Origin of the sequence: Shewanella sp. SACH (genome assembly GCF_001887095.2) — a bacterium.
GTDB classification, from domain to species: Bacteria; Pseudomonadota; Gammaproteobacteria; order Enterobacterales; family Shewanellaceae; genus Shewanella; species Shewanella baltica.
Genome location: NZ_MPDG02000002.1, coordinates 1,094,633 through 1,120,670, shown reverse-complemented (window position 1 = coordinate 1,120,670; position 26,038 = coordinate 1,094,633). Strand labels below are relative to the sequence as shown.

The following is a 26,038-nucleotide window of genomic DNA, read 5'->3' as shown; positions in this document are numbered from 1 at the left end:
AATTGAATCCTAATCTTCTTTTCTTATAAAATGCCTTACCAATACAAACATCACACCTAACATCCCCCCCAAAATTGTGCCTAGTACACATATTAACGCGCGTTTAGGCTTATCCTTTTCTTCGGGTGCAAATGCTGGATCTATGGTTTTAAATACATATTCATCGCGTACTTCGGCAAACATTATAGTTTTGGCTTGCTCTTCGACTAGCTTATAAAGAATTGTCTTAATATCGGCAACATTGGTTAAGGCGATTTGTTTATTTAAAAACTCACTGCTGCGATTAGCTTCAGCTACATCGCGCTCTTTCATCACTTTATTAATATCTTCAATTAACCAAGTGACCCATTGCTCGGCAACCGTTGGGGATAAATGCTCTACGGATAGTGTCACCATTCCTGTTTCTTTATCCGTACTTGCTGAAAAGATTTTGCTAAATTCTTTGTAGGCTTCTTGCATTGAGGGTTCTGACTTTAAAGGCGCCTCAACTTCACGCACCCAAGTGTTTGTGGCTTTAATATAATCGTCTTCGTCATAAATTATTTTATCTTGATCTCTATCCCACTTTTTGGAGGCCATTAGGTCGGCGAGAATATTATGCTTTTGAATAAAATCACTGGTAAATTGACGGGATTTTAATACTTCAATAGCAAGTTGGGTTTTATCCGTCCCCCCTTTACCGCCTAAATTCACTCCAGCAAGACTGGCTAAACCACCAAATTGAGAGGCTAACGCACTCAAACCTCCCCCTTGCTCTTCAGCAGCAGGTGCCAGTAATGCCTCAGACTTATAGATATTAGGTTGCATTATCGCAAACACCACAGAACCAATAGCGAATACTGCTGTAATGGCAATGATCAACCATTTGCCTTGCCAGATGACGGCAAAAAGTTCTCGTAGATCGATTTCATCATCTTGCACTTGAGGAAACCTTGCGTCGGATTGGTATGTATTTGGATTTTGAGTAATTTGTGTGTTCATTGGCTCTTCAAATTCTAGATTCTAGTACGCTGCGCGGCTAGAGCGCTGCGCTTCTATAAAAGCAAAAGCTAAAAGCAGAGCGGGCTTCGCCCTTCTAGATTCTAGAGCCACATAGTGGCGTTCTAGCCGCTGCAGAGCCGCATTCTTCTTAGCTTTTACTCTTACTTTGCTTTTGTTTGATAATTGCACCTAAGATTTTGGCTAATTCTTTTGCCTCTTGGACCATAAGTAACGCGGGTTCCCTTGCCAAATATCCAACTTCAATACCTATATAGAGTTGAGTGACTAACTCACCTAGAGAGCCTTTGGCATAGTACAAAAAGCGAATTTGATCTTTTAGTGTTTCACGCTCTTTACCTTATTCGGTACATCCATGTACCTCACCTCTTCGAGGTCGACGCTAAAGTCACATCGTTCAAAAGTTGCTCCTGCACTTTTGTCAGCAATATTTGAAGGGACAGATAACCCTGAACGAGTTATTTGATCTTTAAAACCCCAATTACTTACTGATTCTGTCACTTGATATATTTGACAAGATAATCGCGAAGCGCGTTTCCAAACATCCAATTGTTCGAATCGCATATGGGCTCCTTTCAGTCGCGATAGTCTAGAAAAATCAGAGCGTCGCCTCGCTCCTTCTAGATTCTAGAGCTTGCGAGCGTCATAGCAGCAGCGTTTTGTGCAGCGTCCTAGACGTTGCGAAGCAACACCCTTGCATCTTCGTTTTACAGCCCTGAGATTACCGATACAGCAATTGCAGTATTATAAATAATGCCGGTTATCTGTGACCATAAGGTTAGGTTATCTTTATATTCAGTATCTAGTGGTACAACTATGGTATCGCCTGGTTCCATGGCACTACCGCCATTAAACCAAAAAGATGATTCAGGCATTTGGACTGAGCCATCAGCTTTCAGTACATAAGAGCGTGATTCATCGGCACGTTTACGCGCTCCGCCAGATAAAGCCAGATATTGATCGAAAGTCATACCTTGCTTGTATCTGTGTGTACTTGGGTGTTGCACTTGGCCCATGACTGAAATCGTTTGATTGGTCGGTGGAATGTACAAGGCATCGGCATCCTCAAGCATAAGGTTTGCGCTATCAATACCTAATTCAATGGCATTAATATCAACAACTAATCGGCCGACAGTTTTAACATTTTCAAGCTGATTTAACATCAGCTGCGCATCGTTATAGCCAATAGTTGGGGTATCTTTGGTCAACGCTTTCGCGGCAATCTCTCGGCGTAATTCATCAGCGAGTTTTGATAACTCAAGTTGCTCTTTATCTTTTACTGATTTACGTAAAAATACCGCACTGCGAGGAGCGGCATCACTCGTTAAGCCGCCTGCACGAGCAAGAACATCCTTTAAGCTTTCACCGCGTTGAATGCTATAGGTACCGGGGAACTTGACTTCCCCTTTAATGGTTACCCAACGAGTATCTTGCCAATCTGGAAGGGTGCGAACAGTTAGAATGTCGCGGCTTTGTAGCTTAATATTTGCAGATGGATCATTTTGCATTACGCGGTCTAAGCTTAGCTGCACATGCTCAACTGACACCCCATTTTGCTCAGAAACATTTTGACGAGTTAATTCTGCCGCAAGTGTATAAGCACCTTCCTCTAATCCACCCGCCGCGATTAGTAACTCTTTAACATCAGCATTGATGGTAATTGGGTATTGCCCAGGAAAACGCACGTTACCATTAATGTTAACTAACTTAGCAGCATCACCAAAACGACTTTGCTCTCTCAGCTTCTGAATTATTGGTTTTAGTAACGCTTCGCGGTCTGCATAATCAAACACAATAATTGAATCACGCGGATTTAATTGAGGATTGTAGTGTGATTTAGGCTCACCTATTGCTCGTCCGAGGGCAATACGCTCAACTTGGATATCGCCACGCTGATTTATCTCACGTACTAGTAAGGCATAATCCAAATCAGCTGAAATGGTGAGGTCACCCCAAATTGAAGGGAGTAAATCCGCAACTGTCAAACCTTTCGTCCATTGATACTTACCAGGTCGAACGACAGCACCTGCGACAGTAATCGCATTATCGATACGACTTGAGGCTGATCTTACATTTAAAAGGTCACCATTTTTAACTAAGGTGTTTAAACCAACATTTTCTGTTAAATCTACACTGATTACCGTTTTAACTGATTCGTTACTATAACGTTCTACTGTGCTGGCTTTAGGATAAGCGCCAGGGTTTAGACCACTCGCCATGCGAATAACATCGGCCATTGTTTCATTATTTTTGAGTTCATAAATAGCAGGACGACGTACTTCACCCATCACACTCACAGAACCACCTGAAGATGGAATGAACACGACATCACCCGATTGTAAACGAATATCCCCAGAGGCATCGCCACGCAGTAGTAAGTCATATAAGTCTAAACGACCTACCGTTTTACCTGCGCGCTTGATTTGAATGTCACGTAGACTACCGATTTGGTTGACTCCACCAGAGATAAATAAGGCCTGGGTGATTGTCGACAAACTTGAAACAGTGTAAGAACCGGGTTGGAAGGCATCACCAGCAACAAAAATGCGTATTGAGCGTAATTCGCCCATAGTGATACTTGATTCTATACCTATCATGCTTTGGCTAATTTTTTGCTGTAATAATTCACGCACTTCAGCAAAACTCAACCCTACAAGGGATATTGGTCCTAAATTAGGGAACTGAATGGCACCATCACGTCCCACTGTTAATATGTACTGATTGTTTTCTTTACCAAACAACTGAACATTTAAACTATCACCTGGACCAATCATGTACTCAGCAGGTACGGGCACATCACTTACAGGTGCGAAAGTACTCGGCGAGCCAGCAAACAGATCATACCCAAAACGCTTTAGTTGATTTTCTTTTTTATCTTCAATTGCCTCAACCGTAGATTCTGACTTAGTCGCTTGATTTAACTGGTCGCTTTCCGATTGATCAACCACATTATTTTTCGCCGCGCGTGGTGTAACTACAGTAGGATTTTCAACAACTGTCGCTGTAGCACCGGCCCCAGTTATCATTGAAGGGTCAACACCATATTGGCGTGCTAATCTTTCTTGTTCAGACTTAGGTAATGCTTTGAACTGCTCGATCATCTGCGGAGATGGCGTAATGGCATTAGCCTGCGCGCCCATCAAAATCGCGGCACTTATGCCTAGTATGATGAATTTTTTGACTTGTCGTAGCACCAGATATCTCCGTTTATAAAAATTGGGGCAAAACTTATTTTTTAGAATTCAGATGTAGCACAATTTGTTCTACGTTTGAGCAGTAAACAGCTTGATGTCTTTACATAACCAGAAATACATAATGCCTTTCAGGCACGCTACCGTACCACGTGGCGGCCATAGGCCTTCGGCGTCCGCTTAACGAATGAAACTATTCATTCGATAAATATATCCCTATATAACTGCCAGTTCGGTATCCATACCTCTCGTTCGAGAGCTCAACCTTCGGTTTCTCACCTTTCAGGCACGCTACCGATCCGCGTGGCGGCCATAGGCCTTCGGCGTCAGCTTAACGAATGAAACTATTCATTCGATAAATATATCCCTATATAACTGCCAGTTCGGTATCCGTACCTCTCGTTCGAGAGCTCAACCTTCGGTTTCTCACCTTTCAGACACGCTACCGCCCATAGATTGCGGCTTCTATATTGCCCTTCGCGATGCGAAAATTCATATTTTTCAAGCAATAAAGCTATAGCATTCTTTACTGTAAAGAATGGTAAGGCTCTAATCCTTTAGTATTCCTAGCGAGTAACGTCATCAAACTTTTGAGAAAACACGCCGAGCAATTTCTACTTTGGGTAAGCAAAAACAAAATAGCTTAACTAGACTAATTATCTTATTCGCCTCAATACCCACTTTAAACACTAAGCTAGCCTCCACTGTGGGCTAGCCAGCTAATTAAAACATTATCACAACATTGAGTTTTACAAGTTTACTGTAAACTTTCAGTTTTAGCTGGTTAATTAACAAACAAAAACAAGCTGCTTGTTCAAATTTCAAACATCAGTTTGCAACCAAACAAGACAACAACTTCAACTTCAAAATAAACCATTGATTTATAATGCCTTAAATGACCTACATAAATTGCAGGCAAAAAACATGAACCGTAAAAATAGCTAATATCCTACAAACACATCATCGTAATTCTTACAATGTCGCTTGCATCACTTACTTAACCGCAAACTCTTTCAACGCTTTGCTCTGGCACTGTAACTGTCTTTATTTGTCCCATAATGTTGAATAGAACATGACAACGCTTATTGGGGCATTTTTCTTGAAAAATACCTTCTAGATCAACAAATGGCCCATCTGTAAAACGAATTTTTTCCCCAGTTTTTAGCTCTAATGCTTCGGCTAATACCGTTTGGGAAGGCGTTAATTCTTTCATGCGAATGGCATGGATAATTCTGTCGTCAATGGGCGTCATTTTTTCTTGACAATTAACGATTCGATTCACACCACGAGTAGAGTGGACCTGCCTAACACTTGTTTGGCTTGGGTCGAAATTGATGAATAAATAATTAGGGAATAAAGGTACACGACAGACCTGTTTCCGTCCGCGTTGAGATTTCTCTTCAGAGACCATAGGTAGATACGTCTCTAAATTTTGAAGTGCTAAGTTCTGTTGCGCTCTCGCTTCACTACGAGGCTTACAATACAAAAGGTACCATGCCTTCATACGCTAATCTCACTACCCTATTTTAAGTGACGTCCATTCACGGGCGGCAATCATAGCAAAGATGCCTAAGTCGATGGAAGTAGTTTTTCGCCTATTCCAGCCTCTCGCTCGGTATGCAGACGATGTACGTCTACATTAGCGAATTAACATCTAAAATCACGGCAACACTATATTGCTGATAATGTCACCACTTAGCTTACCAAAATTGACTTTGGTTGCTTTTAAGGGGTATATAAGGTGGGATTTTAGCGAAAATACTCATTTTACAGCTAAATACATTACTTTAATTATAAGAACGTAACAATAACCCATACGTAACTAGCGGTTATTCAACAATTAATGAATGCATTTGTGTTAATTGATTGCTGATTAAACCTGCAGGCGATATTGGGACGAGCAACAACCATTTTTCTGTGGCGACATCATCCTGTTTCAGGGGCCCACAGGCAATCACGAGCTTAAGGTGGAAGACTTCATGAGCGTAGCAAAACCACAAGGAACGATGCTTGGGCATCCTAAGGGATTGTTCCTGCTGTTTACAACAGAACTTTGGGAACGTTTTAGTTATTATGCAATGCGCGCCATTTTGGTACTTTATCTAGTCGATAAAGTGCAGAGTGATGGCGGGCATGGTCTAGGTTGGACTCAAGCAGAAGCATTATCGCTTTATGGTACCTTCACAGGGTTAGTCTACTTAACGCCACTTATCGGCGGCTGGTTAGCCGATAACGTACTGGGTCAACGTAAAGCCATTTATTTTGGTGGCGCTTTAATGGCTGCGGGTCAATTCTTACTTGCCGCGCCGCACAGTTGGATCCCAGGTTTAGAAACAACTGTGTTCTATATTGGTCTGGGTACTCTCATTCTGGGTAATGGTTTATTCAAGCCAAACATCTCCACTATGGTGGGTGATCTTTACGAAGAAGGCGATCACCGTCGTGATGGCGCATTTACCATTTTCTACATGGGCATCAACTTAGGTGCTGCCCTGTCAGGCTTTATTGTTGCCTGGGCTTATACTAGCTTCGGACACGCTACTATTGTTGATGGACAAGAAGTGTTTGTTAACAATTGGCAAGCAGGTTTCTTCTGTGCTGGTGTTGGTATGATTTTCTCTTTAATCATCCAATTTTTATTCGCGCAGAAGTATTTAGGCGATATCGGCAGAGTGCCCGCCGCTAAGCTTGAAAAGCAAAAAGCGGAAGAGAAAGGCGAAGTACGTAAAGAACCTCTGACCAAAGTTGAACGTGACCGTATCAAAGTCATCATGGTAATGGGTTTGTTCACAATTATCTTCTGGGCTGGTTTCGAACAAGCTGGCGGTTTAATGAACTTGTTCACTAACGAGTTCACCGATCGCATGGTCGGTAGCTTTGAAGTCCCAACGACTTGGTTCCAATCATTAAACGCTATCTTTATCGTATTATTTGCACCTGTGATTGCTTCTATCTGGATCCGCTTAGGTAAGAATGAACCTAACTCTCCAGTGAAATTTGCACTTGGTCTGTTCTTACTCGCGATCGGTTTCCTATTCATGATAGGTGCTGTAATGCAGATGGGTGGCGATGCATCGGTTAAATCGAGCATGTGGTGGTTAGTGGGCGCTTATTTCTTCCACACTATGGGTGAACTTTGCTTGTCACCTATCGGTTTATCTATGGTGACTAAGTTAGCACCTCTGCGCATTGCTTCTTTGATGATGGGCGCTTGGTTCCTATTCGTCGCTGCCGCCAACAAGATTGGCGGTGTGGTTGGCTCATTCATCGGCCATGGCGGTGAAAAGGAAGAGCAACTGGCGAATGCAATGGCGATCTTCTCTGGCATTGCCATTACAGCGGCACTTTCAGGCATTATTCTGTATTTTATGGCTGATAAATTAGTGGACTGGATGCATGGCGCTGAAAGCAAGCACCAGACTGAAGCAGAAGTATTAGAAAGTGAAATTGCTGTAACTGCAGAACATGAAGCAATAAAACGCTAATTAGCTATTCGACTGTAAAAACAAAAACGCCTTACTAGCAATAGTAAGGCGTTTTTCGTTGTGTCGTGTTTGAATTGAATACTAACTTCATAATAACATTAGCGACGAACTAAAGACTCAACTGTAGGAAACCACCTTCGGGCATTGCGGCATCGTAAACCAATCCCTTAAACTTATTCTCAAGCAAAGCTTGTTTATGTTCCGGCTCACTGGTCGCAATACATAACTGCTCTTGCGGTAAAAGACTGCGGAACTGAATACTCGGCTTACCCCAATCTAATACACCCAGCTGAAGGCTCTCTGAGAGTGCTAGCGGGCTTAATCCCTCGTCATTACGCAAATAGCAACGCAGCCCCTTCCCAGCCTGCGCGATAGCAGCACGGTACTTTGTCAGCTCAATAGAGACATAAATCATATCCGCTTTGATATCGAGACCCGACTTGACTAAACGTTCATTCAAGTAGCTCATCATATTGAACGGTTCAATGATGCTTTGACTCTGGCCATTTCGAAAATCTTTAAGTTTCTGATTAACAAAACTTCTCAGCAGAACGCAAGCAAAAGCAGCTCGATTATCTTCGGGATATAAATGCGCCATATACATGATCAAGTGATCAGTGCCGACCATAGTTGAATCAATAAAGTAACTGCTAATGTCACTATTTTTATACAGACTGTAGTCAACCTTCGCCGCCGGATAGCTTATGTTTGAAGCGGGGAACAATTGTTGCTGCACTTGCTTTGCCGCAGCAACACTCTGCTCGAGCAAGGCGAGATTATCGCTTAACTCTTGATGGGATAGGGCTTCAAAATCGGCAGCTTGGGTATCATCAATGTAGGAACTATGGAGGCTTTGTTTAATGGCTTGTTCAATGATGAATAAATCGGATACTGGTTTAACGAGATAATCACTGGCGCCAATGCGTAATGCCTCAACAACGTCAGCCATGACATTATTACCTGAGATCACAACAGAAGGGACAAGCGGCGCTAACCTTGTCATTTCCTTAAGCATGTCGAGCCCGCCAAGCTTAGGCATGCTTAAGTCTGCAAGAACAACATCAAAGTGCTGCGATTTAAAAAGTGATAATCCTTCTTCACCGTCACAGGCTTGCGTGACTTGTGCGCCTCTAGTATCAAGAAAGCTTGCGACAATCTGCCGAAACACCGGATCATCTTCAACTAAAAGAACCGCAACACCATTTAACGCCATAAAAGTTCCCGAATAGAGTTCATCGCTTAACCATTACTCAAGTGAACATGCCGATAACGTTTTTCGATAAGGCTAACACTTGAATACTAACGACAAATGCTGTCAAGTACGGCCTAGAGGGTTACTCAAGCTCCTGCATATACTGATCGAGTAACTCATCATCATCTTGTTTTTGAGGAACATTACCATCATAGACTTTATAGTCCATGTGTTGTAAATACGCATCTTTGACAAAGGCATAAGGATCGAGTGCATTATCAACGAGTCGTTCTTGATCGATCGCAGACGCTCTGGAATGAAGATTTTTAAGTCCCCATTTAACAATGGTTTGCCACATTGTTAACTCAGACAAGGGAAAGTATAGACCATCAACCCAATCAGACGCGAGTTCTCGCACGACGTAAGGCCCCGCAAACGGCGCCATGAAGTAAGGTCCGTTAGGCACGCCATAATAACCAAGCACTTCGTTAAACTCATCTTGCTTACGGCTCATACCCATCATATCTGCGACGTCAATGACACCTAATAAACCGACTGTAGAGTTGATGGTAAAACGTCCACCGGCATTCGCCGCCCAGCCCCACTTTCCTTGCAGCACGTTGTTTACCAAGCTGCTAGGTTCTTCTAAATTCTGTACAAAATTATTGACGCCTGTTTTAGCTGGCATTGGAATATAATCGTTATAACCATGGGCAACAGGACGATATAAATATCTATCTAAAAAGAGATAGTTAAAATCCCACATTGCACGGTTAAACCCTTCGAACGGGTCGCGGGGATCATCATAGCTGATTTGTACCTTAGCAGGTGCTTCCTGCTGAATGGTATCTGATACGGGCACTTCAGCCGCTTGCACTTTAGGCAACAGCATTAACCCCAAAGATAATCCCATCCATTTCAACTTCATATCGCTCTCTTAATATAAATGTACAGCTTAGGCATCAAGTTTTCGCTAAAGTGACGATACAAAAATGACGATATAAAGATAATTCGTCTTAGTGGCATACTATCCAGTATGACAGTTCCGTTGTCACAAGGCGCATAAGCATACTTGGCAAAAAAAATTGGTCAATTGTTAATTTTACTAAACGAATGTATCGCCAGATAAACTATATAAGGTCACTAAATGGAGTCGATTCCACTTGTTAGCAGTCAAAACCCGCAGTTACACACTGCGACAGCCCAAGCTGATGCTCTCAGTGCTACTCCGCGTGCTATTCCTGCTCAGGTGCAAACCTCCCCTGAGGGAGATAGTATTATTCTAAACGGTACAGAATATAATTTAAAGCTTGTTAACGCTCAGCAGCGGCAAATATTATTGACGGCTAATACTTTTCTAGTCACGCCCAATACGCAAAACACTCCACCGACAGCTGCAGCGACTCAAGATACCACCAGCCAACTGCTTGCCTTAGCCACGCCTATTGCTCTGAAAGTCCCTGAAGCTGTTATCAATTTGGCGCAACAAAATGGCATATCTCAGGCACAGCTTTCAGCTCTTGCGGCTCGAACTCAAGGCTATCCGTTACCGAACGTCACCATTATTAACAAAGAGTTTCATTTTGCTAATGGCACAGTTGTAGCACAAGATCCTGGACCTCAGCTGAATCAAGGAGAATTCTTAGCAAAAATAGCCTTTCAGCAAGGGCGGCCTATTTTATTACTCACCCCAATACAGAGCAAACTCGAAATCGTTATTGGGGCGCCAGTAAATGAAACTCAGGTTCCCACAAATAAATCGTCTTCTGACATTGTGATCGCCAAAGTTGAGCCGGTTCAGATCATCGCTTCCTTTTTAAAAAAACTTGAAACTATCGTTTCTTTACCTGAGCCAACAAAACAAACTGCCACGACAAAGGTAGATACACCGGCAACTATGCTTAGCGGTAGCACAACTCAACCAGAAAAGTTAAATACGAGTACAGAAGGCGTCAAAAACAAAATAGCAAACGATGCTGGCATACCGCTTTCAAATACCAATAAAGGGCCTGTCACGAACCTTAACAGCTCATCGCGCTCATCAAATCCGCTAAATTCACAGACGCAGGCAACGCAGGCAACGCAGGCAACGCAGGCAACGCAGGCAACGCAGGCAACGCAGGCAACGCAGGCAACTAAAACAAATGATGCTATACCTGTCAAAGTAACAATGCCAACTATGTTGAGTGCTCGCGGCTCAAATCAGTCACTCGCTACGCCAGCTGTTCTGATTAATTCAACACAATCACAAATAAATCAACCTAGCTCTTCCACCGCGACCATCGAGCAAACAACAAGGAACTCATCCCCATTGGGATTTAGCCTTGCAACGGCATCGTTAAATGTCCCGTCTCAAGACCCTAAAGTTAATAATGTGTTGGTAATGCAAAACCCCAAGAGTTTGGCTCCAACACCTCCGCTTACCAATGTAGCCACTAATATTGGTGCTCAAAATGAAGAAGCTGCGGAGGAAATTGCTGCGGTGAGTCCAAAAAATATTTTAGGGCTCAATACGCAAAAAAATGAACGGCATGGGAATGATACCAAAACTGACAGCACTATGAAGGTTGCTGATGTTTTGCAAAAAGCATTCAATAAAGCGGGAGCACTTCCTGTTGAACTATCTCGTTCTAATAACAGCTCAAATTTAGCCTCAGAGTTGTTAAAGCACTTACCGCATATAGGATTACCACCACTGAGCCAGCTAAATGATTTAGATGAGCTTAAAGCCAATATTCTCGGACTAGCAAGTCTTAACCTTGCCGCACCTCAGTCAAATCAAGCCTCAATGTTTATGAATGCGAGTGCGATTACCTCATTATTTCAACTGCTACTAGGCTTTAAAGCTAATAATAGTTCGAATTCAATGAGTAAGAAGCTCGCAGATTATCTTGATCAACTGCAAGCCAAAGTTGGCTTTTCCACTAAACAACTTGGCCAACTGAGCAAAGCCGGCAGCCTTGATAGCATGGGACAACTAGCCTCTAACTTGCATTTATACCAACAGGCAAGCAATGAGAGCGCGGGCAATTTAGTGTGGTTCTTTGCCCTGCCCTATGGCATTAACCAACGTCATGAGCAACTGGAAGGGAAATTTGAGCAAGAAGCGGATCCTGATGATCCAGAGAAAAAAGCCGGATGGCGTTTACAGCTCAAATTTAATCTAGCACAAGGTCCGCTACTGATTGCAGCGCAACAGCACAATCAACAATTGGATATCCAGTTTAAAGGCAATAGCCAAATGCTACTTAATAAGGTCAATAACTTTTTAACGCCCTTAAGCCAAAAACTGTCACAGCTAGGGTTTACGCCTGGTGAGCTCTCAACGCAAATAGCGCAAGTGCCAGCAACCTTATTACCAGGAGATCATTTCCTCGTAAAGACAAAAGCTTAGCTAGAAAAAACACCTAAGCGGACATTGAATCCATCATCTAATTTTAGGAAGAACCAAATGAGCGAAGAGAGTGAACCGAAACAAGCTGTCGCGCTGAGCTACGATGGCCGTAACGCGCCTAAAATTGTGGCGACTGGTGAAGGGCTTATCGCAGAAGAGATTATTGCGCTAGCCAAAGCTAACGGCGTGTATATCCATCAAGATCCCCATCTAAGCCATTTTCTACAGTTGTTAGAGTTAGGAGAGGAAATTCCTAAGGAGCTTTATCTGCTAATTGCCGAACTGATCGCATTTGTGTATATGCTCGACGGTAAGTTTCCCGAGCAATGGAATAATATGCATCAAAAAATTGTTGAGAAGGCATAAAATAAAAAGCTAATTTTGGCAAATTAGCTTTGAGAGTTAAACAAAGTATCACTATCAATTCTATGCGATCATTTGCGATGAAGTCGGATCAATAGCTCAGCTTCCGCTTTGGGTAGTTCGCATTCTTTAATCAACTCATCCACACCAGCGCCAAGCGCGACCATTTTCATGGCTCGAGTATAAAGTTTTGCCTGTGGATCCTGCTGAGTCGTCTCTTCTATCCGTTCCGACTGCTGAAGTAGGCGTTTTTCTAACTCAATCACACGCCGACCGACTCCGATAGTGCCACTGCGCAACTCTTGTAACTCACGCTTAAATGACTCTCGCTGACGATCACCTTCTTTGACTAAAACGGTTAACGCTTCGACCTTGCTTCTTAGTTTGCTCAATTGTTTTTGTAAAAAGAGTACTAATCCTAAGCATGCGATGACATAGACTAACGCTGCGATCAAAAATTCATCGCCCATTAAAAATCCTTATACTCATTCATAGCCATAAATTAGCAGGCATTCCAACTGAGTTATCTATTCCAAAGTGCTGTACTTAAATGACTCAATATAATTAGCCATTGTTCAAGCTGTGATAAAAATACTTTGTCTATCCATAAATCGTAAAGACTTAGAATCATCGATTTATTCGCAAATACACAAAATAGCTGAATGAATTAATATCATTCAGCCTTATCTCGCTAATCGATTAAATCTGAGTCAATTCGGCCCATTCTTCATCGGATAATAACTTGTCAAGATCGACTAAGATAAGTAATTCATTGTCGCGATTACTCACACCTTGAATGAACTTAGCACTCTCTTCCGTTCCGACATTTGGTGCATTGTCGATTTCTGAGCGGCGTAAATAAACCACTTCGGCAACACTATCCACTAAGATGCCTATGACTTGCTTTTCAGCTTCGATGATAACGATTCGAGTTGAGTCATCAACTTCGGCAGACTGCAATCCAAAACGTGAGCGGGTATCAATAACTGTGACAACGTTACCACGTAAGTTAATGATACCTAATACGTAATAAGGCGCACCGGGCACGGGAGCGATTTCAGTGTAACGCAATACTTCCTGCACTTGCATTACATTGATACCGTAAGTTTCATGGTCTAACTTAAAGGTAACCCATTGTAATACTGCATCATCTTTACTTGCAGCAACTGCTGCTACATTTCTTGTATCTTTCATGTTTACCTCAACCAATTGAGTCCTGACAACCTAAACCCGCATTTAGCATTTCAACTAAGGCTTGTACGTGCAAAATGCCACACATCTGCTCTTTCACTACACCCGCTAACCAAGGGCGCTTACCTGCTTGACTACGCCAGTTGACTTGCGATTTATTAATTTTTACCGCATTGACTAAGGACTCACAAGTTAATCCCCAGTTACTGCCTTCTAATAATACAAGATATTGATAATTTACCGATTGCGCCAGTTTATCTGAGTATTTTTCTGGCATAACCCACGCACAAGTGTCAACAATGTTCAATTGCTCCTCCCTATGCGTCTGTACACCGAGAAACCATGCGGGTCGGCCAAAGATGTGGTTTATCCGCTCAATTTTAACTATTCCGCCTAAACTGACCAAAGGCACCGCCAATGTCAGGCCTGCTACTTTAAAGAATAGTACCTGAAACTCATCATCGAGCACTTCTTGCAAATCTTTTGTCACGCTAGGAGGCGTAATGCCGACTTGTGTTTCGGGCACAACCACTGGCTCAACGACTTTTTCAGCAATTATTTCATCAACAACCGCTTCATCAATAACAGGCTTGGCTTGCGGTACTTCCACCACTACGGGTTGGACATCAACTGCAGGCGTAACTTCAACAAAAGGTGGCGTCGGTGCTAATGTTTGAGTCTTAAGTACAGGCGCCAACAATTTTTCTAGCGCTTGCTTGTTCACTTGAGAAGCAATCTTACTCACTGGAGCAACAAACTCATGTTGTCTTGGCGTTGCTTTTGGCTGCAACTGTACCGCCGGCGTTATCGTCCTATCTAGAGCTTGTAATGCAGTCGTACGACCATTTTCAGCCAAGATTGCGGCATCAAGTAATGCTGCCTCCGTTTGATTAACGGCAACATTTTGATTTGAGTCTGCTGTTACAATGCTTTGAGAGGAAACAACCTGACTTGGAGTGTCATCTTCCTGCAGCAATAATGCGAAAAAATCAAAAACAGTTTCATCAACCGATTTTGACATGGCCAAACTCCCCAACTAATAAGAAATCTAATAATCTTTCATAGGCTTTCACGCCACGACAACCACTCGCATAATGCGATGCTGGTAAATGTGCCAAACTGGCATCTCTAAACTTAGTGTCGACAGGAATAACGTCCTTCCACAGGGTCTCACTGTATTCTGCGCCAAGCACTTGCAAAGCGGCGGGTGATGCCTTGGTACGTTTATCGTACATAGTGGGCACGACGGTGTAGCTGTAACGCGTCTTCTTCGAGCGCCCCATCAACTCCATCGTTTTAATCATCCGCTCTAGCCCTTTAATGGCAAGAAACTCAGTCTGCACGGGAATAATAATATGCTGACTTGCCGCAAGGGCATTTACCATTAAAACGCCAAGTACAGGGGGGCAATCAACGATAGCCACATCATAATCATCAGCAACTAGCGCTAATAAATTACGCAGTACTAATCCCATCCCCTCTTGATGACCTAAGGCTCTGTCCAACGTTGCAAGTGCCATAGTGGCAGGCAATAAATCGAGACCATCGACTAAGGTTGGAACTACATGGGATAAAACGAGTTCTTTGGAAAGGCTTTTATGGGCCAGAAACACATCAAATAAAGAGCCTGGAACCTCTTCAGAATCAATGCCTAGGTAATAACCTAACGAAGCGTGTGGATCGGTGTCTATCATAAGCACACGCTTGCCGCGCTTAGCCAATGTTCCCGCTAAACTCGCTACCGTTGTGGTTTTACCTACGCCACCTTTTTGATTCGCTATGGTCCAAACTTTCAAGAAGTGACCCCCATATAAATTGATTAAATGCTAATGAATGAGAATATTGAGCACACACATTCCAAAAGTTACTGCTCTTTTCTCGTCGTTACTCGAATACCACCATTCGGTAAACTAATCACTTTAACACCATCGGCATTTTCAGAAATCACTACAGGTAGCATCTGTGCTTTATTCGGTCCAATTGGCGAAGTAGCAGCTTTAACTTCTGCTTCTGGCGTCTGCAGCAGTGTCGGTACTAAAGGTTGCTGATTAGCGTTATCCTTCGCCGTATCCATCGCTGCACTTTGCTTACCCAGCAAAGGCGGAATGCCAATCTGCGTAGGTTCAGGACCTATAGCAACAGCCTTTTGCTCACCAGGAGCTGCCAATTGCAGCATAGCTTTAGTCTGATCAGGATGAGACGCTAACCAGGTTGCAATAGCTTCAGCTTGTTCATCAGGGACCATTAACAGCACCTGAGTCGATTCCAAACGTTTTATATCTTCACGCAACAAACTATTTTTGTGCCGATAATCGAGACTCAAGGCGCCAAGACACAAAATGGCAATAGCCATCAGCAAAATGATGAGCACACTATTCGTGCTCATCGGATTTTGACTCTTAGACACGAACAGACTCTTTTAAAATGCATTCAGCCATGTTGTCTAAGGCAATCGACTGAGTTGCAATACCCGCGCTGGCAACAGCCTGTGGCATACCATAAACCACACAACTGGCTTCATCCTGTGCCCAAATGGTCGCACCGACCGCTTTCAACATGCGGGCACCTTCTCTGCCATCCGCGCCCATACCGGTTAACACAACGGCAAGCACGTCACCGCTAAAGGCTTTAGAGGCTGAAGCAAAGGTGATATCAACACAAGGCTTGTAGTTCATGTCCGCACTGCCAGCGATGACTTTTAATCGACCACTACCTCCAGTACGTTCAACCATCATTTGCATACCGCCAGGCGCTAAATACGCACAACCCGGTTTAAGAAGATCGCCATTAGCGGCCTCTTTTACTTCAATCTTACATAAGCCATTCAAACGACTTGCAAATGCTGGCGTAAAAGCTGCGGGCATATGCTGAATTAATAAAATCGGATGCGGATAGTTTGCCGGGAATTGGGTAAGAATTTTTTGCAAGGCAACTGGACCACCAGTAGATGTGCCGATCAGCAGTATTTTATACTGCTTACCACTTGCACGAATCGACGCTGCTGTTGAGGTCCTCACAGGAGCAGTGGCTGGAGTATGCGACGCTATACTCGTTGTCCCTAAAACGCTACTGGTTGGGCGCACGCTAGGTGTTGAAGCGACGACAGGACGTGCAATTGGACGAAACATTCTGCGGCGTCCCAATGCCTTAACTCTCTGCTGCAACAATAAAATAGCATCATCTTTATTGGTAGCAATGTCTTCAAAACGTTTAGGTAGAAAATCTAACGCACCAGCATCTAAAGCGTCTAACGTTGCTTTAGCGCCATCATGGGTTAAAGAAGAAAACATCAAGATCGGAGTCGGACATTTAGCCATGATTTCACGGACGGCAGTAATACCATCCATCACGGGCATCTCAATATCCATAGTGATAACTTGAGGATTAAGCTCAGCAGCCATCTTCACCGCTTCGGCCCCATTTGAGGCCGTCGCGATAACTTCCAGTTCAGGATCTTGATTGACTATTTCACTAACACGTCGTCTGAAAAAACTTGAGTCATCAACGACTAATACTTTAATGGCCATTCCATTCCTTAGCTTGGAAACTAATTCTTACTTTTCGCATAATGCTTTAACAATCCAGGGACATCTAAGATCAGTGCGATACCACCATCCGATGTAATCGTCGCGCCAGCCATCCCAGGAGTGCCATGTAACATAGCGCCAAGGGGTTTAATCACCACCTCTTCTTGGCCTATTAGGGCATCGACCACAAAACCAATTTGCATCATACCTAATTGTACAATCACCACATGACCATGCTTTTTATCGCCATGTTTAAAGGTGGTTTTGTTTCTATGTAGCCAGTGCTCCAAATAGAACAAAGGCACAGCCTTGTTACGCACTATGACGGTGAGTTGTCCGTCGACGATATTGGTCTTAGTGAGATCGAGATGGAATATCTCGTTCACGCTAGACAGAGGTAATGCAAACACTTGTTTAGCGACATCAACCATTAAGGTTGGCATGATCGCCAGCGTTAACGGTACTTTAATCTCAAGTATCGTGCCCTTACCTTTCATAGAATCAATATGCACTGTGCCGTTAAGCTGAGTGATACGGGTTTTTACCACGTCCATCCCAACGCCACGACCAGAAATATCTGAAATCTCGACCTTAGTTGAAAAACCGGGCGCAAAAATCAAATTATACGCTTCGCTGTCAGTCATCCGCGAAGCTGAATCTTCATCGAGTACACCACGCGTTATCGCAATTTTTTTCAGTTTCTCAGGGTCCATACCTGCGCCATCGTCTTCGATTTTCAGCAGTATATGGTCACCTTCCTGACTTGCAGATAAGGTAATCGTACCCGTTCTCGGCTTGCCGTTGGCTTCACGCTCATTTGGCATTTCAATACCGTGATCCACAGAGTTACGCACTAAGTGGACGAGTGGATCGGCAAGCGCTTCAACTAAGTTTTTATCTAGATCGGTTTCTTCACCGACCATGATCAAATCAATTTCTTTATTGAGTGTACGCGCAAGATCACGTACTACTCGAGGGAAACGACCAAACACTTTCTTGATCGGTTGCATACGGGTTTTCATCACCGCGCCTTGCAAATCGGCTGTCACGAGATCTAAGTTCGCAAGGGCCTTAGACATTTCCTCATCATCACGACTGATGCCTAAGCTCACTAATCGATTTCGCACTAACACTAACTCGCCCACCATATTCATGATTTGGTCGAGTCGTGCAGTATCAACACGGACTGTCGTTTCACCTTGAGGCACATTTGCTGAACTTGCTTTAGCTGGCGCTTTCTCTACAACAGCTATGTCCACTTTCGGTTTTGCGGCAACAACGGGAGCTGGAGCAGGCGCAGCGGCTTTTACTGGTGTGGGAGTCGCAGCGGCTTTAGGTGCAACAGTCGAAGCAGGCGTTACTGGTGCAGTAGGCGCTTTTACTTCTGCTTTTGCAGGGGCCGCACCTTTACCATGGAGTTCATCGAGTAATCTTTCAAACTCGTCATCGGTAATTTCATCGGCATCCACTATCGGTTGAGGCGTGGGAGCCGAAGCGACCTTTGGTTTAGCCGGCACTTCTGCCTCAGCTTTAAACTTGCCTGAACCATGTAGTTCATCAAGCAATGCCTCAAACTCATCATCAGTGATGTCATCACCCGATGCTGTAGACGCTTTAACTGGCGCAGCTGGCTTAGCGACCACAGGTTCAGACGCCACAGCGGTAGCAGCCGCAGGGCCTTTTCCTGAGCCATGAAGCGCATCTAACAAAGCTTCAAATTCAGCATCGTTGATATCATCAATACTTGAAGATGAGCTATTACTTATCTCTGCGGGAATGTCTTGTGGGACGGGAGTTTCAACAATGGCTTCAACGACAGGCTCTGGTTCGACAACTTCTACCACCTCTGCAGACGCAACTTCAGATGGCAATGGCGCACCTGAACTCAGCATTTTAAGTCTAGACAACAGGCCTGACTCAGCAGGATCTTGTTGTTCGCCCTGCTGCGTTTGAGCAAACATGGTATTAATAGCATCAACAGCCTGCAAAATAATATCCATCAGCTCTGCGTTTACGCTGCGTTTGCCTGTGCGCAATAGATCGAAGGTATTCTCAGCCTCATGACACACATCGACCATGGGAGTTAAGCTAAGAAAGCCTGCGCCACCTTTAACGGTATGGAACCCTCGGAAAATGGCGTTTAGCAAGTTTGTGTCATCAGGATTATTTTCAAGCGCAACGAGTTGCTCTTGCAGAAGCTCTAAAATTTCACCGGCTTCGATTAAAAAATCCTGGAGTATCTCTTCATCTACATCAAAGGCCATCAAATTGACTCCCAGTTAGAAACCCAGACTCGATAGAAGATCATCCACTTCGTCTTGACCCGTTACTACATCTTGACGAAGCTCGGCATTCATTATCGGCCCTTCCGCTTCAATATTATTTTTCTGAGCAATCTGACTTTCAATCATAGGCTGCTCACCAAATACCGTCAGCATAGAAACCAGATTACTTTCAACTTCCATTACCAGATCAATAACACGGCGTATCATTTGCCCTGTTAAGTCTTGAAAATCTTGCGCCATCAATATTTGATTCAGCAATTCACGTAATCGAATCGAGTCGTCTGAACTACGGGACATAAGATCTTGGACATCGTGACAAAGAACCTTAAATTCACTTAAGACTATCTCGCGTCGCATTAATTTGTCCCAAGATGGCATGACTTTTTGAATATTAACCGTTACGGCATTGGCCAAAGGTAAACATTCTTCAACCGCATCCATGGTTTTATTTGCCGCTTGTTCAGTCATGTCAATAACGTAATTTAAACGTTGCTTGGCATCGGGAATTTCTGTATTGGCTAATTCAGAAAGACGATTATCAACTTGAAAATCCATCAGCGCACTATGAAGTTGCCGAGTTAATTTCCCTACCTCTTCGAATAATTCGCGTTGCAGTGGAGCTGCAAGCTCCCGAAATAAATCATCTGCCTGACTTTGCTCACCTGCACTTAATAATTCAACAAAGTGCTGAGCTTGCTCGAGCGTGATGAGCCCTGATGTTTGTGACTTCATAGCTCATCCTTGCTCAAGCGAGTCGTTCGAATATTTTATCTAACTTCTCTTTCAGCGTTGCTGCGGTAAAAGGCTTAACCACATATCCATTCACTCCCGCTTGAGCGGCAGCAATAATCTGTTCACGTTTTGCTTCAGCAGTTACCATTAATACGGGTAAATGCTTTAGCGAATCATCTGCGCGAATTGCTTTTAACAGATCGATCCCTTGCATGCCGGGCATATTCCAATCTGTAACAACAAAATCAAAATCCCCCTTTTGCAACATCGGCAGGGCTGTTGAGCCATCGTCTGCTTCTTGGGTATTGTTAAACCCCAAGTCTCGCAACAAGTTCTTGATGATACGCCTCATTGTCGAAAAATCGTCAACAATGAGAATCTTCATATTCTTGTCCAAGGTTTCCTCCGGTGAGCTGACATTCTGTGCTCGATTAATAATTATACTTATGTCCAATGCTTGAGTTTAGCTTTCAATCGCAACATTGCCTGACTTAATATCTGGCTAACCCGCGATTCACTGACTTCAAGAATGGCGCCAATCTCTTTTAAATTCAATGCTTCATCGTAGTACAGGGATAACACTAATGCATCTCTTTCAGGCAATAATTTAATTGCCTCAACCAGAGCAGAATGAAATTGGTTCTCAGCTAATGCTTCAAATGAATCATCATCGGACCGATCACTCACTGTAAGTATATCCTGAGATACGCCTAAGTCTTCTATCCCTATGATTTTTCCGACAGAAACATCGTTAAGAATATGATGGTACTCATCGAGCGTCATATCAAGTTTTTCTGCAATTTCTGTGTCGCGTGCATCACGACCCAGTGCTTGCTCTAACTCATCTATAGCGTGTGCAACCTTGCGGTTGTTACGATGAACGGAACGAGGGACCCAATCGCCGCGGCGAATTTCATCTAACATGGCCCCACGTATGCGTATGCCGGCGAAGGTTTCAAATTTCGCACCCTTGCCACCATCAAACTTGGATGATGCTTCTAATAACCCCATCATCCCAGCTTGGAGTAAATCATCTAACTGCACGGAGGCAGGTAGTCTGGCGAGTAAATGATGCGCAATTCTTTTAACCAACGGAGCATACTGTTCAACGATCGACGATTTATTGTCAAAACAAGTATACGCAGCGGCTTTATTCACTCGTTTTTTCCTCTTGAAAATCTGGTCGTTGTACTAAACGCTCAACGAAAAACTCCAAATGCCCACCAGGTTGCTGCGGTACAGGCCAGCTTAGAATTTTATTTGCCAACCCTTGATACGCAATCGCTGCTGGTGATTTAGGATAAGCTTCAACCACCAATTTTTGTTTACGAACTGATTTACGTAAGTTTTCGTCAAATGGGATTGTTGCAACCAATTCAAGGGCGACATCCAAAAATCTGTCGGTCACTTTACTGAGTTTAGCAAATAATTCCATACCTTCGCGTAAACTACGCACCATATTGGCAACTATTTTAAAACGGAACACGCCATGCTCACGGCTGAGGATTTTTATCAGGGCATAGGCATCGGTAATTGATGTGGGTTCATCACAAACAACGACCAGCACATCCTGCGATGCACGTGAGAAACTGAGCACCATATCTGAAATCCCAGCAGCAGTATCTACGACTAGAATATCAAACTGAGTCCGCATCTCACTAAATGCGCGAATTAACCCTGCATGTTGCGCTGGGCTTAATTCCACCATCCCTTGTGTTCCTGAAGTGGCTGGCACTATGCCAATCCCTTTAGGGCCACGAACGATAATATCGTCAAGCTCTGCATCACCAGAGAGAACATGGGAGAGGTTACGCTCGGCACGAATACCCAGCATGACATCGACGTTTGCTAAGCCAAGGTCAGCATCAAGTACCAAGACACGCTTGCCTTTTTCGGCTAATGCCACAGCAGTATTAATGGAGACGCTGGTTTTACCAACGCCACCTTTACCACCTGTGACCGCGATTACTTTCACTTTTTCGTTATAGGGTTGATTCATCATACGTAAACCACTTGCTTGATCCAGGGTCATAAATCTACTCAAATGCACAGGCCATATTATCTGACCACGCTGTGTCTTGTAATGATTGTTGTTCTGTACTATCTAACGCTGCGAGTGCCTGCTGGGCTAAATCTAAGGTATCCGCAACTTTCATATCTTCAGGAACTCTTTGTCCATCAGTAACATAACTTAATGGTAATCCGTTTTGGATCAACACACTTAATGCCCCTGCTAACGACACAGATTCATCGAGTTTTGTGAGAACGACACCAGATAGGGGAATGCGTTTAAAATGATTGACTGCATCTTGCAGCACACGGCGCTGTCCTGTCGCAGACAGTACCAGATAACTGCGGATAGGTATCCTGCTATTTGCAGTTAAATTATCAAGTTGCTGGTAAAGACGCATATCTCGTTGTCCCATGCCAGCCGTATCTATCAATACTAGCTTGCGATTCCTAAACTGATAGAGAATTTGCTCTAATTCATTCAGATCATGAGCTTGCTTTACTGGGCAGCCCATTATTTTGCCATAAGTTGCTAATTGCTCATAGGCTCCGATACGATAATGATCTGTCGTTATCAAAGCCACATGCTCAGCACCATGATGGGCAGCAAAACGGGCAGCAAGTTTCGCTAATGACGTGGTTTTACCCACACCGGTTGGACCCACTAATGCAACCACTCCGCCCTGTTTAACAATATCATCACCTTGATTATCAAGCATGTTAGCGAGACTTTGAGGTAAAGCTCGAACTAATTCTGCAGGCGTATAGTGTTGGCTCAGCGCCGCTAATTTGTTCGCAACCGCAGGGGAGAATTCAGCCTCAAGTAACTTGGCCTCGAGCATAGCACCGACGGGGTCGATGCGTTTTTTATGTTCTGTCATCAAAGAGGACACTTGGTGTGTCAATAAATTACGCAATGAGGCTAACTCATCACGCATTGCCTCAATATCTGCGCTTTGTTTCTGTGATGTCTGTGGCTTCTTATCAAACGTAGCAGGCGCTTCGCGACGCTCCACTTTTGCCGCAACCGGAGCTTGTAACCCCTTTGCCCATGCGGGTAACGCTGCATCAACTTGCTGATGCGACATCTGTTGATTCAAACGGCTTTGCTGCTTCTCTAACAAGGCTTGTAATGAGTCAGCAGGTGCCGCAGGCTTTGCACGGGTTTCTACTCGTACTGGCTGTTTAGCACCCAAGGACACAAGGTCGTCACTCACGTCCATAAAGGTTGGCGCTGGCGCAGTAGCTGCGGTTTTCGCTTTAGGTTCGTCATAGTCAACGGCGGCGACAATTTCGATGCCCCCATTCACTTTCTTATTTGACATAATGACGGCATCTGAGCCGAGTGTTTCTTTCACTTGGGCCAGTGCGGCGCGCATGTCTTTGGCAAAAAATCGTTTAATCTTCACTTATGCGTCCTCTACTGGCCGACTGCAGATACAATACGTATTTGCTTCTCATCAGGTATTTCTTGATATGAAATGACTCTGAGATTAGGAATAGTATGTTTAACAAAGCGTGACAGCGTCGCGCGTAACATACCTGACGTCAACAATATGGCGGGTTGTCCGACCATTTCTTGCTTCTGAGCCGCATCAGCAAGGGACTGCTGCATGCGTTCTGCAAGACCGGGTTCAATGTTAGGACCATCACCACCGGTTGCTTGCATTGACTGATGCAACATCTGTTCCAACTCTGGCGCCAAAGTTATGACAGGGATTTCTAGCTCTGGGCCTGAAATTTCCTGAACGATCATACGTTTCAACGCGATACGCACTGCAGCGGTCAAGACTTCAGTGTCATTACTCTTAGTGCCGTATTCTAACAAAGTTTGCACTATAGTACGCAAGTCTCTGACTGAAACCCCTTCATTTAATAGGTTCTGCATCACTTTTACGACATGTCCTAACGGCATGACATCAGGAATAAAGCCATCCACCAGCTTAGGCGAGTGTTTCGCAAGCATATCCATCAGTTGTTGCACTTCTTCGTATCCTAACAACTTAGCAGCATTATTGGTCAGCAATTGACTAATATGGGTTGCCACAACCGTAGCTGCATCAACAACGGTATACCCTAATGTTTGTGCATGCTCACGTAATTCAGGGGCAATCCATACCGCTTCCAGACCGAAAGCCGGATCGCGCGTTTCAATACCGTCAAGCTTGCCATAGACTTGGCCGGGATTAATCGCCAATTCACAATCGTGACGTATATCCGCCTCACCAACGACTACGCCCATTAATGAAATACGATAAGCATTAGGCGATAAATCTAGATTGTCACGAATATGCACCGCAGGTACTAAGAAGCCCAACTCTTGCGATAACTTCTTACGGACTCCTTTGATACGGCTTAATAACTCGCCACCTTGGCCCTTATCGACCAGTGGGATCAAGCGATATCCAACCTCAAGCCCAATAGTATCAACATGATGTACATCATCCCAACCCAGTTCTTTAGGCTCTTTATCTTGTCTCTCAATCGGGCCAGATTTGACTTGTTCTAGGGCTTTAATGCGTTTTGATTCATTACGCTTATAGACAAAATAGGCAGCACCCGCAGTAATAAAGGCGAAGCTTAAGAACGCCATATGTGGCATGCCAGGAACAATACCCATGACAAATAACACTCCGGCGGCGATACCCAATGATTTATGACTGTCAAACATCTGACTCATCATCATTTGGCCCATATCGCCCGATTCATTTTGACGGGTTACCATCAAGGCAGCAGCGATTGACAGTAATAAGCCTGGGATCTGCGCCACCAGACCATCACCAATAGTCAGCAAGGTATAAATTTCAACCGCTTCAGAGAAACTTAAGCCATGCTGAACAATACCTATGATGAAACCACCTAAGATGTTGATCACTAAAATCATGATACCCGCAACGGCATCACCTTTTACGAATTTTGAAGCACCATCCATCGCGCCATAAAAATCAGCTTCACGGGTCACTTCGGCGCGACGTATTCTTGCTTGGTCTTGGTTTAAGGTTCCAGCATTTAAATCGGCATCAATTGCCATTTGCTTACCTGGCATAGCGTCCAAGGTAAAGCGGGCGCTCACTTCTGCGATACGACCAGCACCTTTAGTCACCACCGCAAAGTTGATAATAATCAAAATGATAAAAACAACTAAACCAACGGCATAGTTACCGCCAATCACCACAGAACCGAAGGCTTCAATCACCTTACCTGCCGCATCACCACCATTATGGCCTTCGAGTAATACCACACGAGTTGAAGCGACGTTGAGTGCAAGTCGTAGTAATGTCGCCACCAGCAATACAGTTGGAAAAGCGGCGAAATCTAATGGTCTATCAGTATAAATAGCGACTAACAATACGATGAGCGCTAAGGCAATGTTGAATGAGAAAAGTATGTCTAATAGAAATGGAGGGATAGGTAAAACAATCATGGCCAATGCAGCAAGCACAACCATAGGCGTACCAATGCCTTTGAATGAGCTCAGCCGCAGTTGTTTTACTTGACCAAGAGTCGCTTTAACATCCATTCGCTATAACCTAAATTTTGACGTGTAATAAGCGAAAAGCAAAAAACGCGCCAACAAAATAAATCAGACTAATTAAGAAAAATTATATCAGTGACTTATTGATATAAAGAAGAAATAACAGTGGAATATCCATACAAAGTGACATTATC

21 protein-coding genes and 1 pseudogene are annotated in these 26,038 nt (G+C 43.9%); 3 read left to right on the top strand and 19 right to left on the bottom strand.

All coding sequences use genetic code 11. The features are described from left to right. Positions 1-9: 9 nt before the first annotated feature. The 4 genes and pseudogenes from BM607_RS12870 to rfaH all read right to left on the bottom strand — a co-directional run bounded on the left by BM607_RS12870 (position 10) and on the right by rfaH (position 5,694). Complete coding sequence (locus tag BM607_RS12870) at positions 10-981, bottom strand: Wzz/FepE/Etk N-terminal domain-containing protein (protein ID WP_071939663.1); 972 nt, start codon at positions 979-981, stop codon at positions 10-12. Positions 982-1,129: 148 nt separating this feature from the next. Continuing rightward, positions 1,130-1,563 (bottom strand): annotated as a pseudogene (locus BM607_RS12865) (four helix bundle protein). A gap of 143 nt (positions 1,564-1,706) precedes the next feature. Next, positions 1,707-4,193, bottom strand: a complete 2,487-nt coding sequence (locus BM607_RS12860; RefSeq protein ID WP_071939664.1) for an SLBB domain-containing protein — start codon at positions 4,191-4,193, stop codon at positions 1,707-1,709. A 994-nt stretch (positions 4,194-5,187) separates the two neighbouring features. Beyond that, positions 5,188-5,694 (bottom strand): transcription/translation regulatory transformer protein RfaH, encoded by a 507-nt coding sequence (gene rfaH / locus BM607_RS12855; RefSeq protein WP_006085591.1) that lies wholly within the window; start codon positions 5,692-5,694, stop codon positions 5,188-5,190. A 475-nt stretch (positions 5,695-6,169) separates the two neighbouring features. Between rfaH and BM607_RS12850 the strand changes: the two genes are divergently transcribed. Beyond that, positions 6,170-7,675, top strand: coding sequence for a peptide MFS transporter (locus BM607_RS12850; protein ID WP_071939665.1), 1,506 nt, complete (start codon positions 6,170-6,172; stop codon positions 7,673-7,675). A 109-nt stretch (positions 7,676-7,784) separates the two neighbouring features. Here BM607_RS12850 and BM607_RS12845 read toward each other — a convergent pair whose 3' ends face one another. Both BM607_RS12845 and BM607_RS12840 read right to left on the bottom strand, forming a co-directional pair. Then, on the bottom strand, positions 7,785-8,888 hold the full coding sequence (locus BM607_RS12845; protein ID WP_012089690.1) for a response regulator: 1,104 nt from the start codon (positions 8,886-8,888) through the stop codon (positions 7,785-7,787). 121 nt (positions 8,889-9,009) lie between these two features. Next, on the bottom strand, positions 9,010-9,795 hold the full coding sequence (locus BM607_RS12840) for a VacJ family lipoprotein (RefSeq protein ID WP_071939666.1): 786 nt from the start codon (positions 9,793-9,795) through the stop codon (positions 9,010-9,012). 219 nt (positions 9,796-10,014) lie between these two features. On the opposite strand from BM607_RS12840, the gene BM607_RS12835 reads away from it, so the two are divergent. Together BM607_RS12835 and BM607_RS12830 are read left to right on the top strand one after the other, a co-directional pair. Continuing rightward, complete coding sequence (locus tag BM607_RS12835) at positions 10,015-12,261, top strand: flagellar hook-length control protein FliK (protein ID WP_087486525.1); 2,247 nt, start codon at positions 10,015-10,017, stop codon at positions 12,259-12,261. Positions 12,262-12,318: 57 nt separating this feature from the next. Next, positions 12,319-12,627 (top strand): EscU/YscU/HrcU family type III secretion system export apparatus switch protein, encoded by a 309-nt coding sequence (locus BM607_RS12830; RefSeq protein ID WP_006082378.1) that lies wholly within the window; start codon positions 12,319-12,321, stop codon positions 12,625-12,627. 68 nt (positions 12,628-12,695) lie between these two features. On the opposite strand, the gene BM607_RS12825 is transcribed toward BM607_RS12830, so the two are convergent. The 13 genes from BM607_RS12825 to flhA form a co-directional block, all read right to left on the bottom strand. Next, a complete protein-coding gene (locus BM607_RS12825; protein WP_006082379.1) occupies positions 12,696-13,094 on the bottom strand; it encodes a DUF2802 domain-containing protein in 399 nt (132 codons plus the stop codon). Between the two features lie 229 nt (positions 13,095-13,323). After that, complete coding sequence (locus BM607_RS12820) at positions 13,324-13,818, bottom strand: chemotaxis protein CheW (RefSeq protein WP_006082380.1); 495 nt, start codon at positions 13,816-13,818, stop codon at positions 13,324-13,326. Positions 13,819-13,825: 7 nt separating this feature from the next. After that, positions 13,826-14,836, bottom strand: a complete 1,011-nt coding sequence (locus tag BM607_RS12815; RefSeq protein ID WP_071939668.1) for a chemotaxis protein CheW — start codon at positions 14,834-14,836, stop codon at positions 13,826-13,828. Then, positions 14,820-15,611, bottom strand: a complete 792-nt coding sequence (locus BM607_RS12810; RefSeq protein WP_006082382.1) for a ParA family protein — start codon at positions 15,609-15,611, stop codon at positions 14,820-14,822. Before BM607_RS12810 ends, BM607_RS12815 begins: the two co-directional genes overlap by 17 nt. A gap of 68 nt (positions 15,612-15,679) precedes the next feature. Further along, positions 15,680-16,201: a membrane anchored protein in chemotaxis locus gene (locus tag BM607_RS12805; RefSeq protein ID WP_071939715.1), complete on the bottom strand. Its 522-nt coding sequence runs from the start codon at positions 16,199-16,201 to the stop codon at positions 15,680-15,682. A 13-nt stretch (positions 16,202-16,214) separates the two neighbouring features. Then, positions 16,215-17,342 carry a chemotaxis response regulator protein-glutamate methylesterase gene (locus BM607_RS12800; protein WP_006085600.1) on the bottom strand — a complete coding sequence of 376 codons (1,128 nt, stop codon included), beginning with the start codon at positions 17,340-17,342 and terminating at the stop codon, positions 16,215-16,217. Positions 17,343-17,362: 20 nt separating this feature from the next. After that, complete coding sequence (locus BM607_RS12795; RefSeq protein WP_071939669.1) at positions 17,363-19,606, bottom strand: chemotaxis protein CheA; 2,244 nt, start codon at positions 19,604-19,606, stop codon at positions 17,363-17,365. A 15-nt stretch (positions 19,607-19,621) separates the two neighbouring features. Beyond that, the gene (locus BM607_RS12790; protein WP_071939670.1) at positions 19,622-20,359 is read right to left on the bottom strand and encodes a protein phosphatase CheZ; all 738 of its coding nucleotides are present in this window, start codon (positions 20,357-20,359) and stop codon (positions 19,622-19,624) included. Between the two features lie 13 nt (positions 20,360-20,372). Beyond that, positions 20,373-20,756 carry a chemotaxis response regulator CheY gene (gene cheY / locus BM607_RS12785; protein WP_007649667.1) on the bottom strand — a complete coding sequence of 128 codons (384 nt, stop codon included), beginning with the start codon at positions 20,754-20,756 and terminating at the stop codon, positions 20,373-20,375. Positions 20,757-20,803: 47 nt separating this feature from the next. Continuing rightward, positions 20,804-21,517 carry an RNA polymerase sigma factor FliA gene (locus BM607_RS12780; RefSeq protein ID WP_071939671.1) on the bottom strand — a complete coding sequence of 238 codons (714 nt, stop codon included), beginning with the start codon at positions 21,515-21,517 and terminating at the stop codon, positions 20,804-20,806. Beyond that, positions 21,510-22,391, bottom strand: coding sequence for a MinD/ParA family protein (locus BM607_RS12775; protein ID WP_006082389.1), 882 nt, complete (start codon positions 22,389-22,391; stop codon positions 21,510-21,512). The genes BM607_RS12780 and BM607_RS12775 overlap by 8 nt, the downstream gene beginning before the upstream one ends. A 4-nt stretch (positions 22,392-22,395) precedes the next feature. After that, a complete protein-coding gene (flhF, locus tag BM607_RS12770) occupies positions 22,396-23,778 on the bottom strand; it encodes a flagellar biosynthesis protein FlhF (protein WP_006085604.1) in 1,383 nt (460 codons plus the stop codon). Between the two features lie 11 nt (positions 23,779-23,789). Next, complete coding sequence (gene flhA, locus BM607_RS12765) at positions 23,790-25,889, bottom strand: flagellar biosynthesis protein FlhA (protein ID WP_071939672.1); 2,100 nt, start codon at positions 25,887-25,889, stop codon at positions 23,790-23,792. Positions 25,890-26,038: the final 149 nt, after the last annotated feature.